Raw genomic sequence first — 17790 nt, 5'->3', positions numbered from 1 at the left:
GCGGTGGCGGCGGTCAACGGGCCGTCGTCGACGGTGGTGGCCGGTGACGCGGATGCGTTGACGGAACTGCTCGCCCATTGTGAAGGCGAGGGCATCCGTGCGCGCCGGATCCCGGTCGATTACGCCTCGCACACCTGGCATGTGGAGGCGTTGCGGGACCAGTTGCTGGAGTTGCTGGCGCCGGTGCGTGCGCAGCAGGCGCAGGTGGCGTTCTACTCCACGGTCGCCGGTCACGTGGGCGGGCCGCTGGCCGATACGACGATGATGGGTGCCGGGTACTGGTACGAGAACCTGGCCACGACCGTCGATTTCCAGGCCGCGACCCGGTCTCTCCTCGATGACGGGCACACCCTGTTCATCGAGACCAGCCCCCACCCCGTCCTCACCCACCCCTTGCAGGAGACCGCCGAAGGCACCAGCGAGGTCACCGTCACCGGCACTCTCCGCCGCGACGAGGGCGGTCTCCAGCGGTTCTGCGCCTCCTTGGGCGAGGCATGGGTACGCGGGGCGCACGTCGACTGGCCGGCGGTGTTCGCGGGCCGGGGAGCGCGAGTCGTCGACCTGCCGACCTACGCCTTCCAGCACCAGCGGTACTGGCTGCAGACCTCCGGCAGCGAGTGGAGCGTGGTCGCCACCGGCGACGCCACGACCGAGACCGCTGTCCCGGACGGGCACCGGTTCGCCGAGATGTCCCCGGCCGAGGCGGAGCGCGAGCTGACGGAGCTGGTACGAGCCCACGCCGCGACCGTCCTGGGGCAGTCGACACCGGCGGCGGTTCAACCGGACCGCACCTTCAAGGACCTCGGCTTCCAGTCCCTGTCGGCGGTGGAGCTGAGCAACCGTCTGACCGCGGCCACCGGCCTGCGCCTGTCGCCGACGGCGGTGTTCGACCACCCGACGCCGGCCGCGATCGCCCGGCATCTGCGCGGTCAGTTGCTGGGGAAGGCGCCGACCACCGCCGACCCCGTGGCCGCGTCTGCCGCGTCGGACGAGCCCATCGCCGTGGTGAGTATCGGCTGCCGGCTTCCCGGAGGCGTGGGATCACCGGAGGAGCTGTGGGATCTGGTGACGTCCGGCGGTGAGGCGATCTCCGGGTTGCCGACCGACCGTGGCTGGGATGTCGAGGGGCTGTACGACCCGGATCCGGACCAGCCGGGCAAGAGCTACGTCCGCGAGGGCGGCTTCCTCGCCGAGGCGGCCGAGTTCGACGCCGCCTTCTTCGGCATCAGTCCCCGCGAAGCCCTCGCCATGGACCCCCAGCAACGTCTCCTGCTGGAGACAGCCTGGGAGGCGTTCGAGCGCGCGGGCATCCGCCCGGAGTCGATGCACGGAACCCAGACCGGCGTCTTCGTCGGCGCGGTGGCGCTGGAGTACGGGCCGCTGCTCCACGAGGCCGGAGACGGCATGGACGGCCTGATGGTGACCGGCAAGATGAGCAGTGTCATCTCCGGCCGGCTGGCCTACTTCCTCGGGCTTGAGGGCCCGGCGATCACCGTCGACACGGCCTGTTCGTCGTCGCTGGTGGCGTTGCACCAGGCGGCACAGGCGCTGCGCCAGGGTGAGTGCACCCTCGCGGTGGCCGGCGGCGTGTCGGTTATCGCCACCCCGGGCCTGTTCACCGAGTTCAGCAGGCAGCGGGGGCTCGCGGCGGACGGGCGTGTCAAGGCGTTCGCGGCCGCCGCCGACGGTACGAACTGGGGTGAGGGTGCGGGCGTACTGCTCCTGGAGCGCCTCTCCGACGCCCGGCGCAACGGGCACCCCGTGCTCGCCGTCATCCGCGGCTCGGCGGTCAACCAGGACGGCGCCTCCAACGGTCTCGCCGCCCCCAACGGCCCCTCCCAGGAACGCGTCATCCGGCAGGCCCTGGCCAACGCCCGGGTCCGGGCCGCAGAGGTCGATGCCGTCGAGGCCCATGGAACCGGGACGAGACTGGGTGACCCGATCGAGGCCCAGGCGCTGATCGCCACGTACGGCCAGGACCGGCCGGAGGACCGGCCGCTGTGGCTGGGCTCGCTGAAGTCCAACATCGGACATCTCGGTGCCGCGGCGGGTGTCAGCGGTGTCATCAAGATGGTGATGGCCCTGCGGCACGGCACCCTGCCGAAGACGCTGCACGTGGACGAGCCGAGCCCGCACGTCGACTGGACCGCGGGCGCCGTGGAACTGCTGACAGAGGAACGCCCCTGGCCGGACGCCGGCCGCCCGCGTCGCGCCGGGGTCTCTGCCTTCGGTGTCAGCGGCACCAACGTGCACATGGTGCTGGAGCAGGCTCCGGAGGCCGAAGTCGCTGTCGGTGAGCCGGTGGTGGTGACGGACGGGACGTTGCCGTGGGTGGTGTCGGCGAAGTCGCAAGCCGCGCTGGGCGAGCAGGCTCGGCAGTTGCTGGAGCACCTGGACCGGCAGCCGCAGGCAACGCCGGTGGAGGTCGGTCATGCGCTGGCGGTGGGCCGGTCGGTGTTCGATCACCGCGCGGTCGTCATCGGCCGTGAACTGGCCGACTTCAGGGGCGGGTTGGCCGCGCTGGCGGCCGGTGATCCGTCGGCCGTGGTGGTGACCGGGACGGCTCCTGCCCAGGCGGGGAAGACGGTGTTCGTGTTCCCGGGGCAGGGCTCGCAGTGGGTGCGCATGGGTGTGGAGTTGATGCGCACGTCGCCTGTGTTCGCCGAGCATCTGTCGGCGTGTGCGGCGGCGCTGGAGCCGTTCACCGACTGGAACCTGATCGACGTTCTGGGTCAGGTGCCTGGTGCTCCGGGGTTCGATCGGGTGGATGTGGTGCAGCCGGCGTTGTGGGCGGTGATGGTGTCGCTGGCTCGGTTGTGGGAGCACCTCGGTGTCGTTCCGGATGCGGTGGTGGGGCATTCGCAGGGTGAGATCGCTGCTGCGCATGTCGCGGGTGTGCTGTCGCTGGAGGACTCCGCCCGGGTGGTGGCGCTGCGCTCGCAGGCGATCAGCGGGATTGTGGGTCGTGGCGGGATGGTGTCCGTACCGCTGCCGGTGACCGCTGCCTCCACGCTGCTCGGCTCGTGGGCGGGGCGTGTGGCGGTGGCGGCGGTCAATGGGCCGTCGTCGACGGTGGTGGCCGGTGACGCGGATGCGTTGACGGAACTGCTCGCCCATTGTGAGGGCGAGGGCATCCGTGCGCGCCGGATCCCGGTGGATTACGCGTCGCACACCTGGCATGTGGAGGCGTTGCGGGACCAGTTGCTGGAGTTGCTGGCGCCGGTGCGTGCGCAGCAGGCGCAGGTGGCGTTCTACTCCACGGTCGCGGGTCATACCGGTGGGCCACTGGCCGATACGACGGTGATGGGTGCCGGGTACTGGTACGAGAACCTGGCCACGACCGTCGATTTCCAGGCCGCGACCCGGTCTCTCCTCGATGACGGGCACACCCTGTTCATCGAGGCCAGCCCGCATCCGGTGCTGACCCACCCGCTGCAGGAGACCGCCGAGGACATCAGCGAGGTCACCGTCACCGGCACTCTGCGCCGGGACGAGGACACCTGGCAGCGCGTGCTGACCTCGCTGGCCACCGTGCACACCCACACGGGTGCGGACTGGGCCGCGTTCTATCCCGCCGCCCGTCCCACCCATCTCGACCTGCCCACCTACCCCTTCCAGCACCAGCACTACTGGCTGGCGGCCACCGACAACGCCGGCACCGATCCGCACACCCTCGGTCTCAACGCCGCCGACCACGGTCTGCTGGGCGCCGCCGTCGCCCTCGCGGACGGTGACGGGCACCTGTTCACCGGGAGCCTCTCGCTGCGCAGCCACCCGTGGCTGGCCGACCACGCCGTTCACGACACGCCCCTCGTGCCCGGTACGGCCTTCGTCGAACTCGCCCTTCACGTCGGCCAGTCCACCGACACCCCTCACCTGGAGGACCTGACTCTCGAAGCACCCCTGACGCTCCCCGGCACCGGCGGTTTCCACCTGCAAGTGCACGTGACCGCACCCGACGGCGACGGCCGCCGTGCCTTCACCGTCCACTCCCGGCCCGACGACGCCACACCCGACCGGCCCTGGACCCGTCATGCCACCGGCACCCTCAGCCCTCAGCCGTCCGCGCTGCCGGACGCGGCACAGTGGGCGGAGCCGACGGCCTGGCCGCCGACCGGCGCCACACCCCTGCCCGCCGACACCCTCTACGACCTCATCGCCGGCTTCGGCTACCAGTACGGCCCCGCCTTCCAGGGCGTGACCGCCGTCTGGCGCCAGGGCGACACCCTCTACGCCGAGGTGGCCCTCCCCGCCGCCGGCGCCACCGACGCCGACCAGTACGGCATCCACCCGGCCCTCTTCGACGCCGCGCTCCACCCGAGCGTCCTCGCACGTTCCGAGCGGCGCCCGGACGAGGTGCCCCTGCTGTTCGCCTGGTCGCACGTCCGGCTGCACGCCGTCGGCGCGCGGACACTGCGCGTCCGGATCAGCGTCACCGACTCGGGGACGCTGCGTGTCGGCCTCGCCGATCCCGCCGGGCGGCCGGTCGCCGAGGTGGAGTCGCTGGCCATGCGGCCGATCACCGCCGAACAACTGGCGAAGGCGGTCGCGGTGGGCGGGATGGGCGGGAACGAGCACCTGTTCCGCCTGGACTGGGTCCCCATGCCCGTCACCGAGGGCATCGAGGCCGACCGGGTGGCGTTCCTGGGGGCGGACGTCCCCGAGGCGCTGGTCGGTTCGCTGCCCGCTGCGGTCGTGGTCGCCGGTCACACGGAGCCGGCGACGCTGCTGGCGGACGACACCGCGGCCCTCCCGGACCTCGTCGTCGCCACCGGCCTGCTGCGGCGTCCCGGCCCGGCCGGCCGGGCCGAGGACGTCCCCGGCTCGGCGCGTGAAGCCGTGCGGTACGCCTTGGACCTCATCCGGACCTGGGTGGCCGAGGAGCGACTGGCCGGCAGCCGGCTGGTGTTCGTCACCAGACGAGCCGTCGCCGTCCACACGGAGAGCGAGGCCCCCAACCCCGCCGACGCCGCCGTCTGGGGTCTGATCCGCACGGCCCAGACCGAGCACCCGGGCCGTTTCACCGTCATCGACGTCGCGGACGAGAACACCGTCTCCGCCGAGGCGTTCCGCGCGGCCCTGGCCAGCGGCGAGCCGCAGGTGGCCCTCCGCGACGGGGATCGGCAGGCGTACGTCCCCCGGCTCGTCCGCGAGACCCGGATCCCGTCCGTCGACGACACCGCCACCGTGCGGGAGCCGGCCGTGGGCGGCACGGTCCTGATCACCGGTGGCACGGGCACCCTCGGATCGTTGTTCGCCCGGCACTACGCGGGGGCCGGGCAGGCAGGACACCTGCTGCTGGCCGGCCGGCGCGGCCCGGACGCTCCGGGCGCCCGCGAACTGGCCGCCGAACTGGCCGAGTCGGGCGTCAAGGTCACCGTCGCCGCCTGCGACATCGCCGACCGCGACGCTCTCGCCGAGCTGCTCGCGAGCATCCCCGAGGAGCACCCGCTCACCGCCGTCGTGCACAGCGCCGGCGTCCTCGACGACGGCATCGTCACCGCCCTGACGGCGGAGCGCGTTGACAGCGTGTTCCGCCCCAAGGCTGACGCCGCCTGGCACCTGCACGAACTCACGCGCGAGTCGAACCTCACCGAGTTCGTCCTCTTCTCTTCCGTCGCGGGCGTTCTCGGCACACCCGGACAGGGCAACTACGCGGCGGCGAACGTCTTCCTCGACGCGCTGGCCCAGCGCCGACGCGCCGACGGCCTGCCCGCCATGTCGCTGGCCTGGGGCTTCTGGGAACAGCGCAGCGACATGACCGGCCACCTGGACGACGCGGACCTGACCCGCGCGGAGCGCCTCGGAATCCAGGCCATCACGGCGGACGAGGGGCTGGCGCTGTACGAGGCCGCCCGAGCCACCCGCGGTGCCTGCCCGGTCCCCGCCAAGATCGCTCCCGCTCTCCTCCGTCCGCACCTGGAGACCGGCACGGTTCCCCCGGTCCTCCAGGGACTCGTACGCGCTCCCGTCCGCAGGGCCACCGCCGCCACGGCGACCGATGCCACCGGCCTCCGCGACCGCCTGGCCCGCCTGTCCCCGGAGGACGCCGAGGAGACCCTCGCCACGCTCGTCCGCACCGAGGCCGCCGTCGTCCTGGGCCATGCCACGCCCGACACCGTCAACCTCACCCAGGCGTTCAAGGACCTCGGCTTCGACTCGCTGACCGCGGTCGAGTTCCGCAACCGCCTCAACGCCGCCACCGGCCTCCGTCTCCCCGCCAGCCTCGTCTTCGACCACCCCACCCCGCGCCGCCTGGCCACCCACCTCCTCACCACCCTCGCCCCGAACGGCCCCATCCCGGCCGCCGCCCCGGCCACGACGGTCGCCGCGACTGCCATCGACGAGCCCGTCGCCATCGTGGCCATCGGCTGCCGGTACCCGGGCGGTGTGCGGTCGGCGGAGGACCTGTGGTCCCTGGTGGCGAGCGAGTCGGACGCCGTCGCGGAGTTCCCGGCCACCCGTGGCTGGGACGTCGACGGGCTCTACGACCCCGATCCCGACCGCCCCGGCAAGACCTACGTCCGCGAGGGCGGCTTCCTCTACGACGCCGATGCCTTCGACCCCGCGTTCTTCGGGATCAGCCCCCGTGAGGCCCTCGCCATGGACCCCCAGCAGCGTCTCCTGCTGGAGGTCGCCTGGGAGACCATCGAACGCGCCGGCATCGACCCCACCACCCTCCAGGCCACCCCCACCGGCGTCTTCACCGGCGTCATGTACGGCGACTACGGCAGCCGCCTCGACTCCGTACCCGAGGACCTGGAGGGCTACCTGCTCAACGGCAGCGCGGGCAGCGTCGCTTCCGGCCGTGTCGCCTACACGTTCGGGTTCGAGGGCTCGGCGATGACGGTCGACACCGCCTGCTCCTCCTCCCTGGTGGCCATCCACCTGGCCGCACAGGCCCTGCGCAACGGCGAGTGCTCACTGGCCCTGGCCGGCGGCGTCACCGTCATGGCGACGCCCGACGTCTTCACCGAGTTCAGCAAGCAGCGCGGCCTCTCCGCCGACGGACGGTGCAAGTCCTTCGCCGCCTCCGCCGACGGCGCGGGCTGGGCGGAGGGTGTCGGCCTGCTGCTGCTGGAGCGTCTCTCCGACGCGCGCCGGAACGGACACCGGGTGCTGGCGGTCGTACGGGGCTCGGCGGTCAACCAGGACGGCGCCTCCAACGGCCTGACCGCCCCCAACGGACCCGCGCAGGAGCGTGTCATCCGGCAGGCCCTGGCCAACGCCCGGGTCGGGGCCGAAGAGGTCGATGCCGTCGAGGCCCACGGCACCGGAACCACCCTCGGCGACCCCATCGAGGCCCACGCACTGCTGGCCACGTACGGCCAGGACCGGCCGGAGGACCGGCCGCTGTGGCTGGGCTCGCTGAAGTCCAACATCGGCCACACGCAGGCCGCGGCGGGCGTGGGCGGTGTCATCAAGATGGTGATGGCCATGCGCCATGGCCTGCTGCCGAAGACACTGCACGTGGACGAGCCGACCCCCCATGTCGACTGGACGTCCGGGGCCGTCGAACTGCTGACGGAGACCCGGTCATGGCCGGACACCGGCCACCCGCGCCGCGCCGGCGTGTCCTCGTTCGGTGTCAGCGGCACCAACGCCCACCTCATCCTCGAGCAGGCCCCGGCAACCGAAGTCGCTGTCGGTGAGCCGGTGGTGGTGACGGACGGGACGTTGCCGTGGGTGGTGTCGGCGAAGTCGCAAGCCGCGCTGGGCGAGCAGGCTCGGCAGTTGCTGGAGCACCTGGACCGGCAGCCGCAGGCAACGCCGATCGACATCGGTCACGCGCTGGCGGTGGGCCGGTCGGTGTTCGATCACCGCGCGGTCGTCATCGGCCGTGAACTGGCCGACTTCCGAGGCGGGTTGGCCGCTCTGGCGGCCGGTGATCCGTCGGCCGTGGTGGTGACCGGGACGGCTCCTGCCCAGGCGGGGAAGACGGTGTTCGTGTTCCCCGGGCAGGGCTCGCAGTGGGTGCGCATGGGTGTGGAGTTGATGCGCACGTCGCCGGTGTTCGCCGAGCATGTGTCGGCGTGTGCGGCGGCGCTGGAGCCGTTCACCGGCTGGAACCTGATCGACGTTCTGACGCAGGTGCCTGGTGCTCCGGGGTTCGATCGGGTGGATGTGGTGCAGCCGGCGTTGTGGGCGGTGATGGTGTCGCTGGCGCGGTTGTGGGAGCACCTCGGTGTCGTTCCGGATGCGGTGGTGGGGCATTCGCAGGGTGAGATCGCTGCTGCGCATGTCGCGGGTGTGCTGTCGCTGGAGGACTCCGCCCGGGTGGTGGCGCTGCGCTCGCAGGCGATCAGCGGAATCGCGGGTCGTGGCGGGATGGTGTCGGTGCCGCTGCCGGTGACCGATGCCTCCACGCTGCTCGGCTCGTGGGTGGGGCGTGTGGCGGTGGCGGCGGTCAACGGGCCGTCGTCGACGGTGGTGGCCGGTGACGCGGATGCGTTGACGGAACTGCTCGCCCACTGCGAGGGCGAGGGCATCCGTGCTCGCCGGATCCCGGTCGATTACGCGTCGCACACCTGGCATGTGGAGGCGTTGCGGGACCAGTTGCTGGAGTTGCTGGCGCCTGTCGAGCCCCGTCCGGCCAGGGTGGCGTTCTACTCCACGGTCGCGGGTCATACCGGCGGGCCGCTGGCCGATACGACGGTGATGGGTGCCGGGTACTGGTACGAGAATTTGGCCACGACCGTGGACTTCCAGGCCGCGACCCGGTCTCTCCTCGATGACGGGCACACCCTGTTCATCGAGGCCAGCCCGCATCCGGTGCTGACCCACCCCTTGCAGGAGACCGCCGAAGGCACCAGCGAGGTCACCGTCACCGGCACTCTGCGGCGTGACGAGGACACCTGGCAGCGCGTGCTGACCTCACTGGCCACCGCGCACACCCACACGGGTGCGGACTGGGCCGCGTTCTATCCCGCCGCCCGTCCCACTCATCTCGACCTGCCCACCTACCCCTTCCAGCACCAGCACTACTGGCTGGCGGCCACCGACAACGCCGGTACCGACCGTGCGGGCGGCGTTTCCGCGGACCCGGTCGAGGCCGAGTTCTGGGACGCCGTCGACCGGGAGGACCTGGACGCGCTGGTCAGCACACTCGGACTGGGTGACACCGAAGGCGACGGCGTGAGCATGGCCCTGCCCGCCGTGCTGTCCGCCATGGCGTCGTGGCGGCGGCGCCGACTGGACCGGTCGATGCTGGAGAGCCTGCGCTACCGCCCCGAGTGGAAACCGCTGTCCGGCATCGAGGGCGGGGTGACGCCGGGGCCGGAGGGCAGCGCCTGGCTGGTGGCCGTGCCCGAGGCGGTGGCCCAGGACCCGATGGTGGGGACGGTGCTCGACGCGCTGAGGCAACGCCGGACCCGAGTGGTCCGGTGGGACATCCCGTCCGCCGACCTGCGGGACCGTACCACGCTCGGCCGCCGGCTCACCGCGCTGCTCACCGGGGGAGATGAGCCGAGCCCCGTCACCGGCGTGCTGTCGCTCACCGCGCTCGTCGACGACGGCCTGGACGCCGCGCACGAACCGGTCTCCGACGGGCTCGCGGGCACGGTCGCCCTGGCGCAGGCACTGGACGACGCGGATGTCGACGCCCGGCTGTGGTGCCTGACCCGCGAGGCGGTCGCCACGGGAAGCGCCGACGCCGTCACCAACCCGCTCCAGGCCCAGATCTGGGGCCTCGGCCGCGTGATGGCACTGGAGCGGCCGGAACGGTGGGGCGGGCTCGTGGACATGCCCGCCCGCCCGGACGGGCGCGCCGGGCGGTTGCTGTGCGCGGTCCTCGGCGCCGGTGCCGGGGCGCGTGGTGAGGACGAGGTGGCGGTGCGCACCTCCGGGGCGTTCGGCCGACGGCTGGCGCGGGCGCCGCTGGGTGCCGCACCGGCGAAGGAGTGGCGTCCGCGCGGCACCGTGCTGGTGACGGGAGGCGCGGGTGCGGTCGGATCGCACGTCTGCCGCTGGCTCGCCCGGGCCGGCGCGCCGCACCTGCTGCTGGTCGGCAGGCGCGGCGAGGACACCCCCGGCATCGCGGAGCTGGAGGCGGAGCTGACAGCGCTGGGATCGCGTGTCACCGTGGCCGCGGTCGACGCCGCCGACCGGGACGGGCTGCGGGACCTGCTGGCGTCGCTGCCGGAGGAGTACCCGCTGAGCGCGGTGATCCACGGTGCCGCGGTGCTCGCGGACGGGCTGGTGGAGTCCCTCACGGCGGAGCAGCTGGAACGGGTGCTCAGGCCCAAGGTGGCCGCCGCCACCGTGCTGCACGAACTCACCGCCGACCGCGAGCTTGACGCGTTCGTGCTGTTCTCCTCGGCCGTCGGCGGCATCTGGGGCAGCGGCGGGCAGGGCGGGTACGCCGCGGCGAACGCCTTCCTCGACGCGCTGGCCCGGATGCGACGGGCGGCGGGGCTGCCCGCGACCGCCGTGAACTGGGGGTCCTGGAGCGGCGGCATGGTGAACGGTGAGGTGGAGGAACGCCTGCGCCGCCAGGGGCTGCCGCCGATGGTTCCGCAGACGGCGACGGCGGCGCTGGCCGCGTCGCTGAGCCGCGAGGAGACCCAGGTGATGGTGGCCCGGGTGGAGTGGGCGGACTACGCGCCCGTCTTCACCGCGGTCCGGCCCAGCAGGCTCATCGCCGACCTGCCCGACCTCGCCGTGCCCACCCCGGCGCACCCCGGTGGTCCCGCCGGCGAGGCGGGGGAGGACGACCTGCCGGCCCGGCTGAGGGAACTGCCGGACGGCAAGCTGGACGACGCCCTGCTGGAGACCGTCCGAGCGCATGCCGCGGCGGTCGTCGGCCTGAGCGGGCCGGACGCGATCGGTCCCGAACGGGCGTTCAGCCTCGTCGGGTTCGACTCGCTGACCTCCGTCGAACTGCGGAACCGGCTGCGGCGCGCGACCGGGCTGCAGCTCCCCGCCACGCTGCTGTTCGACTGCCCGACACCGGCCGCCGTCGCGCGGTACCTGCGCGAGGAGCTCTTCCCGCAGCGGACACCCGACGCCGCTGACGGCGAGACGTACCCGACGAGCGGCGCGGCACTCGGAGCGGAGAGCGGCGACGGGCCGTCGCTGGACGAGATGGATGTGGACGACCTGGTGCGCATGGCCATGAAGAACGAGGTTCCTGACGAGATGCGGAGGTCATGATGGCCCAGTCGAACGAAGCCGTCGTCGAGGCGTTGCGGGCATCTCTCAAGGAGACGGAACACCTGCGCCGGGCGAACGCCGAGCTGTCCGCGGCAGCCCACGAGCCGATCGCGATCGTGGGCATGAGCTGCCGCTACCCGGGCGGGGTTCGCTCACCGGAGGACCTGTGGGAGCTGGTCGCCGCCGGGCGCGACGCCATCTCCGGGTTCCCGGACAACCGCGGCTGGGACCTGGAGAACCTGTACGCGCCGCAGCCGGGCCCGCACGGCACGTCGTACGTCCGCGAGGGCGGCTTCCTGTACGACGCGGACGAGTTCGACCCGGCCTTCTTCGAGATCAGCCCGCGCGAGGCGACGGCGATCGAACCGCAGCAGCGCCTCCTGCTGCAGTCCTCGTGGGAGGCGATCGAGCGGGCCGGCATCGACCCGACGACCCTGCGCGGCAGCCGCACCGGGGTCTTCGTGGGGATCGCGCGCCAGGAGTACGGGCCGCCGCTGCACGAGTCGCCGGAAGCCCTCGAGGGCTACCTGATGACGGGCACCTCGGTCGCGGTCGCCTCGGGCCGCGTCTCCTACGTGTGGGGCTTCGAGGGACCGGCCGTCACCGTCGACACGGCGTGCTCGTCGTCGCTGGTGACGCTGCACATGGCGGCCCAGGCGCTGCGCAACGGCGAGTGCACGCTGGCCCTGGCGGGCGGCGTGACGGTCATGACGATGCCCGGCGTGTTCACCGAGTTCAGCCGCCAGCGGGGACTGGCCCCGGACGGCCGGTGCAAGCCCTTCGCGTCCGCCGCCGACGGCACGGCCTGGGGCGAGGGCGTGGGCCTGCTGCTCCTGGAGCGCCTCTCCGACGCGCGCAGGAACGGCCACCGGGTGCTGGCCGTCGTCCGGGGCTCGGCCGTCAACCAGGACGGCGCCTCCAACGGCCTGACCGCCCCCAACGGCCCCTCCCAGCAACGGGTCATCCGCCAGGCCCTGGCGAACGCGCGGCTGACGGCGGACCAGGTGGACGCCGTCGAGGCGCACGGCACGGGCACCAGACTGGGCGACCCGATCGAGGCCCAGGCGCTGCTGGCCACGTACGGCAGGGACCGGCCCGCGGACCGGCCGCTGTGGCTGGGCTCGGTGAAGTCGAACATCGGCCACCCGCAGTGCGCGGCGGGCGCGGCGGGCGTCATCAAGATGGTCATGGCCATGCGCCACGGCACCCTGCCCCGGACGCTGCACGTGGACGAGCCGACGCCGCACGTCGACTGGTCGGCGGGCGCGGTGGAACTCCTCACCCGGGCGCGGCCGTGGCCGGAGACCGACGGCCGGCCGCGGCGGGCCGCGGTGTCGGCGTTCGGCGTGAGCGGCACCAACGCGCACCTGATCCTCGAACAGGCCCCCGAGGAGGAGACGGCCGACGACCATGACGGCCAAGTGCCCGGCGTCGCGCCCGCGTTGGTGCCGTGGATCGTGTCGGCACGGTCGGAGCAGAGCCTGCGGGCGCAGGCCGGGAGGCTGCGCGACGCCGCTGCCGCCGACGCGCGCCCGGACGTCGCCGACGTCGGCTGGTCGCTGGTGTCGAGCCGGGCACGGCTCGAACACCGCGCGGTGGTGCTGGGGCGCGACCGGGACGAGTTGCTGAGCGGTCTGGCGGCGCTGCGCGACGGCACGGAGTCCCCCGGCGTGGTGCGGGGTGTCGCGGGGCGGCTCGGCGGCACCGTCCTCATGTTCCCCGGGCAGGGGGCCCGGTGGGTCGGCCTGGCCCGGCAGCTGTACGACGCCTTCCCCGCCTTCGCGCAAGGCGTCGACGAGGTCTGCGAACGCTTCGACACCCACCTGCCCTACGCGCTGAAGCCGCTCCTGCTCGCCGACACGCTCGCGGAGGACCGCGCCCAGCGGACCGACGTCGCACAGCCGGCGCTGTTCGCCCTCCAGGTCGGCCTGCACCGGGTCATCGCGCGGTACTGCCCGCCGCCGGACCACCTGATCGGGCACTCGGTCGGCGAGATCACCGCCGCCCATGTGTCCGGAGCCCTCGGCCTGGACGACGCGACCCGGCTCGTGGCCGTCCGCGGACGGGTCATGCAGACCGTCACCGAGCGCGGCGCCATGCTGGCGGTGCGCGCCCCGGAAGACACCGTGCAAGCCCTGCTCGGCCCGTACGGCCGCCTCGGCGTCGCCGCTGTCAACGGCCCGGAGTCCGTCGTGGTCTCGGGCGACCGCGACCAGGTACGCGAACTCCGGGAGCACCTCCTCGCCGCCGGCACGCAGGCCAAACTCCTGAAGGTGGACCACGCGTTCCACTCCCCGCTCATGGACGAGGTCCTTGGGGAGTTCGCGGCAGCGGTCGGCTCGCTCGCCCCGGGCGGGACGACGGTCCCGGTCGTCTCGACCCTGCTGGGCCGCGAGGCCACAGCGGAGGAACTGACCGACGTGGACCACTGGGTGCGCCACATCCGCGAACCCGTCCGCTTCCACGACGCGGTGGAACACGCCCGTGCCGCCGGGGCCCGCCTCTTCCTCGAAGCGGGCCCGGGATCGGCACTCACGAGCATCACCAGGGAGACCTTCGCCGGCGAGGGCGTCGACGACGCGCTGGTCCTGTCCGCCTCGCGACGGGACCGCGAGCCGGTCGAGGCGCTGACCGGCTCGCTGGCCCACCTGCACGTCCGGGGCGGGACCGTGGACTGGGACGCCCTGTTCGGGACGCGCCGGCGGGTGGACCTGCCGACGTACGCGTTCGAGCGGCAGCGCTACTGGCTGGACCCCTCGGCCGGCAGGAGCACGGCGGACGTGGCCGCCGCCGGTCTCTCGGCCCCCGGACACCCGCTGCTCGGCGCCGCGGTGGAGCACCCCGGCACCGGCGAGGTGGTGTTCACCGGCCTGTGGTCCCTGCGCGCCCACGGCTGGCTGGCCGACCACGCCGTGTTCGGCGCGGTCGTCGTACCGGGAACCGCCTACCTCGACCTGGCGCTGTGGGCGGGCGACGCCGTCGGATGCGCGGCGGTCGAGGAACTGTCCCTGGAAGTGCCCCTGGTCCTTCCCGACTCGGGCGACGTGCGGATACGGGTCGTCGTCGGGGCGCCGGGCGAGACCGGACGCCGCTCCCTCGACGTGTACTCGCGTCCCGGCGACGACCCGGCGGCGGGCGGCTGGACCCGGCACGCCACGGGCAGCCTGTCACCGAGCGCGCCGCAGCCGGCCGTCCGGATCGAGGACGCGCCCTCACTCGCCGTGTGGCCGCCGGCCGGGGCGAGGCAGCTCGCCCTCGACGGGTTCCACGACTCCCTCGCGGACAGCGGCTTCGACTACGGACCGGCCTTCCGCGGGCTGCGCGAGGTGTGGCAGCACGGCGCCGACCTCTACGTGCTGGCCACCCTGCCCGAGACCGAGGACGGCCCGGCCTGCGCCGGGTTCGCGCTGCATCCGGCCCTGCTCGACTCGGTGCTGCATGCGGTCGCGGCCGGCGGTGTCATCGACGTCGCCGACGGCCGGGGCTGGATGCCCTTCTCCTGGGCCGGGGCGGACCTCACGGGGGAGTGCGGTCCGAGCGTGCGGGTCCGGATGACCCCGACGGGCGAAGGCGTCGTGTCCCTGACGATCGCCGACGACAACGGCCGCGCCGTCGGGCACGTGGCGGCCCTGACGTTCCGGCCGGCCGGCCCCGAGCAACTGCGCACGGCACGCGGCGGGACCGAGCGGTCGCTGTACGAACTGCGGTGGCGGCCGGTCCCGTCGAACGAGCGGGCCACCCACCGGGGGACGTGGGGCGTCCTCGGCACGGACGACGGCCTGGCCGCCCGCCTCTCCGGGGCGGACCCCGCCAACGTCCTGTCCTACGCGTCCCTGGACGACGTCCTCACGGGGCAGGCGCCTCAACACCTCGTCCTGTGCCTGGACGACTTCGTCCCCGCCGGCCCCGACCTGCTCACCGAGGTCACCGGCGCCGACACCCGCGTCCTCGACTGCGTCCAGCGGTTCCTCGCCGAGGAGCGGCTCGCCGGATCGACACTGGTGGTCCTCACCCGGCTGGCCCTCGGCACCGACGCCGGGGACAGCGTCGAAAGCCTGCCCGGCGCGTCCGTGTGGGGCCTGATCCGCTCCGCCCAGACGGAACACCCCGGCAGGTTCCGGCTGGTGGACATCGACGACCAGGAGACGTCCTGGGCCCGCTTCCCCGACGTACTCGCCCTCGACGAGGAGCAACTGGCACTGCGCGACGGCGCGTACCTCACGCCCCGCATGGTGCCGGCCTCCCCGGCGGAGCACCGGATCGAGGCACCTCCGGCCGGCCCGCACCGGCTGGGCATCCCGGCGCGGGGCACGCTGGAGAACCTGACCTGGGTACCGTGCCCCGAGGTGGAGGCGCCCCTGACGAGTGGTCAGGTCCGGGTCGCCGTACAGGCCGCGGGACTCAACTTCCGGGACGTCACCATCGCCCTGGGCCTGGTGGAGCGGACGGCCTTCGGCGCCGGGCTCGGCAGCGAGGGCGCCGGAACGGTGCTGGAGGTGGCGGACGACGTCACCGGTCTCGCGCCGGGCGACCGGGTCATGGGCTCGTTCTCCGGCGCCTTCGGACGCGTGGCCGTGACGGACCAGCGCCTGCTCATCGGTGTCCCCGACGGGTGGAGCCACGCGGAGGCGGCATCCGTGCCGAGCGCCTTCCTGACCGCCTATCACGCGCTGTTCCGCCTGATGAAGCTGGAGAAGGGGCAGCGCATCCTCATCCACGCCGCGGCGGGCGGCGTCGGCATGGCCGCCGTCCGGCTGGCCAAGCACGTCGGCGCCGAGGTCTACGCCACCGCCGGCCCGGCCAAGTGGCCCGCCCTGCGCCGGCTGGGACTGGACGACGCGCATCTGGCGTCCTCGCGGGACCTGGAGTTCGCGGACAAGTTCCTGGCCTCCTCCGACGGCCGCGGTGTGGACGTCGTGCTGAACTCCCTCGCCCACCGGTTCGTCGACGCCTCGCTCCGGCTGCTCCCCGAGGGCGGCACCTTCATCGAGATGGGCAAGACCGACGTCCGCGACCCCCACCGGGTGGCGGCCGAACACCCCGGGGTCGACTACCGGGCCTTCGACCTGTACGAGGAAGGACCGGACGCGACACAGGAGATGCTCCGGGCCGTCATGGAACTGTTCGCCGACGGGCGGCTGCACCTGAATCCCGTCTCCGTGCGGAACATCCGCGACGCGCGCACGGCGTTCCGCGAGATGAGCCAGGGCCGCCACGTCGGCAAGCTGGTCCTGGAGGTGGGCGACGCCTTCGGCGGCGGCACCGTGCTCGTCACCGGGGGGACCGGGGGAGTGGGCTCACTGGTGGCCCGGCACCTCGTCACCGGGCACGGTGTGCGCAGCCTGGTGCTGGCCAGCCGTCGCGGCAAGGCGGCTGACGGGGTCCCCGAACTGGTGGCGGACCTGGAGGCGGCGGGGGCCACGGTCGCGGTCGTGGCCTGCGACGTCGCCGACCGGGCCGCCGTGGCGGACCTGCTCACGGGCCTGCCGGCGCGGTACCCGCTGACGGCGGTCGTGCACGCGGCGGGGGTCCTGGCGGACGGCACCGTCGAGTCACTGACGGCGAAGAGCCTCGAACAGGTGCTGCGGGCCAAGGTGGGCGGTGCGGTCCACCTGCACGAACTCACCAGGGGACACACCCTGTCGGCGTTCGTCCAGTTCTCCGCCCTCGCCGGCACGCTTGGCAGCGCGGGACAGGCGAACTACGCCGCGGCGAACACGTTCCTGGACGGTCTGGCGGCGCGGCGCAGGGCGTCCGGCCTGGCCGGCACCTCGCTGTGCTGGGGCTGGTGGGAGCAGAGCAGCGGCATGACCGCGGGCCTGGACCGGGCCGACCTGTCCCGGACGCGGCGCCTGGGCGTCACCGCGATGCCCACACCCGAGGCGCTGGCCCTGTTCGACGCGGCGTGCGCGCTCGGCAGGCCCGTGCTCATCCCGGCCGCCCTCGATCTCTCCGCGCTGCGGAACAGCACCGGCGATGCGGTGCCTCCGCTGCTGCGCGACCTCGTCGACGGCGGCCGTCCACGACGCACCCGGACCAGCGGGACCAGGGACGGCGACCCGCTGGGGCTGCCCGCCGCGCTGGCCGCCCTGCCGGACGACGAGGCGGAGGCAGTCGTACGCGACCGGGTACGCGAGCAGGCCGCCGTCGTGCTCGGGCACCCCACGGGAACGGCCGTCGACGCCGACCAGGCGTTCACGCAGCTGGGGTTCGACTCGCTGACCGCGGTGGAGCTCTGCAACCGGCTGTCCTCCTCGACGGGGCTGCGCCTGCCGTCCACCCTCGTCTTCAGCTACCCGACACCCCGCGAGCTGAGCCGGCACCTGTGCGGTCTGCTGCGTCCCGCACCGGACGCGGTCACCGCCGAGGACGCGGAGATCCGGGAGGTGCTGCGGACCGTCTCGATCGACCGCCTGCGCGGCGCGGGCCTCCTGGAACAGGTCCTGGCCTGCGCCGGCCCGCCCCGCACGGACACCGCCGCACCGCTGCCCGGCCCGGGCACGGACACGGAGGCACTGGCGGCCCTGGACCTGGAAGCACTGGTCGACCTGGCACTGGACGAGAGGGACAAGTGACATGACGAACCCGCCGGATCGCACGACGGAGGACGCGGACCGGGTCCAGCGGGCTCTCCGCACG

The 17790-nt window shown here is 73.4% G+C and carries 2 protein-coding genes; both read left to right on the top strand.

Annotated features, from left to right (window positions below):
- Window positions 1-57: 57 nt before the first annotated feature.
- Window positions 58-11151 (top strand): type I polyketide synthase, encoded by an 11094-nt coding sequence (locus tag ACPXCS_RS38560; protein WP_425971228.1) that lies wholly within the window; start codon window positions 58-60, stop codon window positions 11149-11151.
- A 32-nt stretch (window positions 11152-11183) separates the two neighbouring features.
- On the top strand, window positions 11184-17726 hold the full coding sequence (locus ACPXCS_RS38555) for a type I polyketide synthase (protein ID WP_425971232.1): 6543 nt from the start codon (window positions 11184-11186) through the stop codon (window positions 17724-17726).
- Window positions 17727-17790: the final 64 nt, after the last annotated feature.

This window comes from Streptomyces sp. DT190 (assembly GCF_049846985.1).
GTDB lineage: Bacteria > Actinomycetota > Actinomycetes > Streptomycetales > Streptomycetaceae > Streptomyces.
Note: the sequence above shows the minus strand (reverse complement) of the source record. Positions and strands in the feature narration are given on the sequence as shown.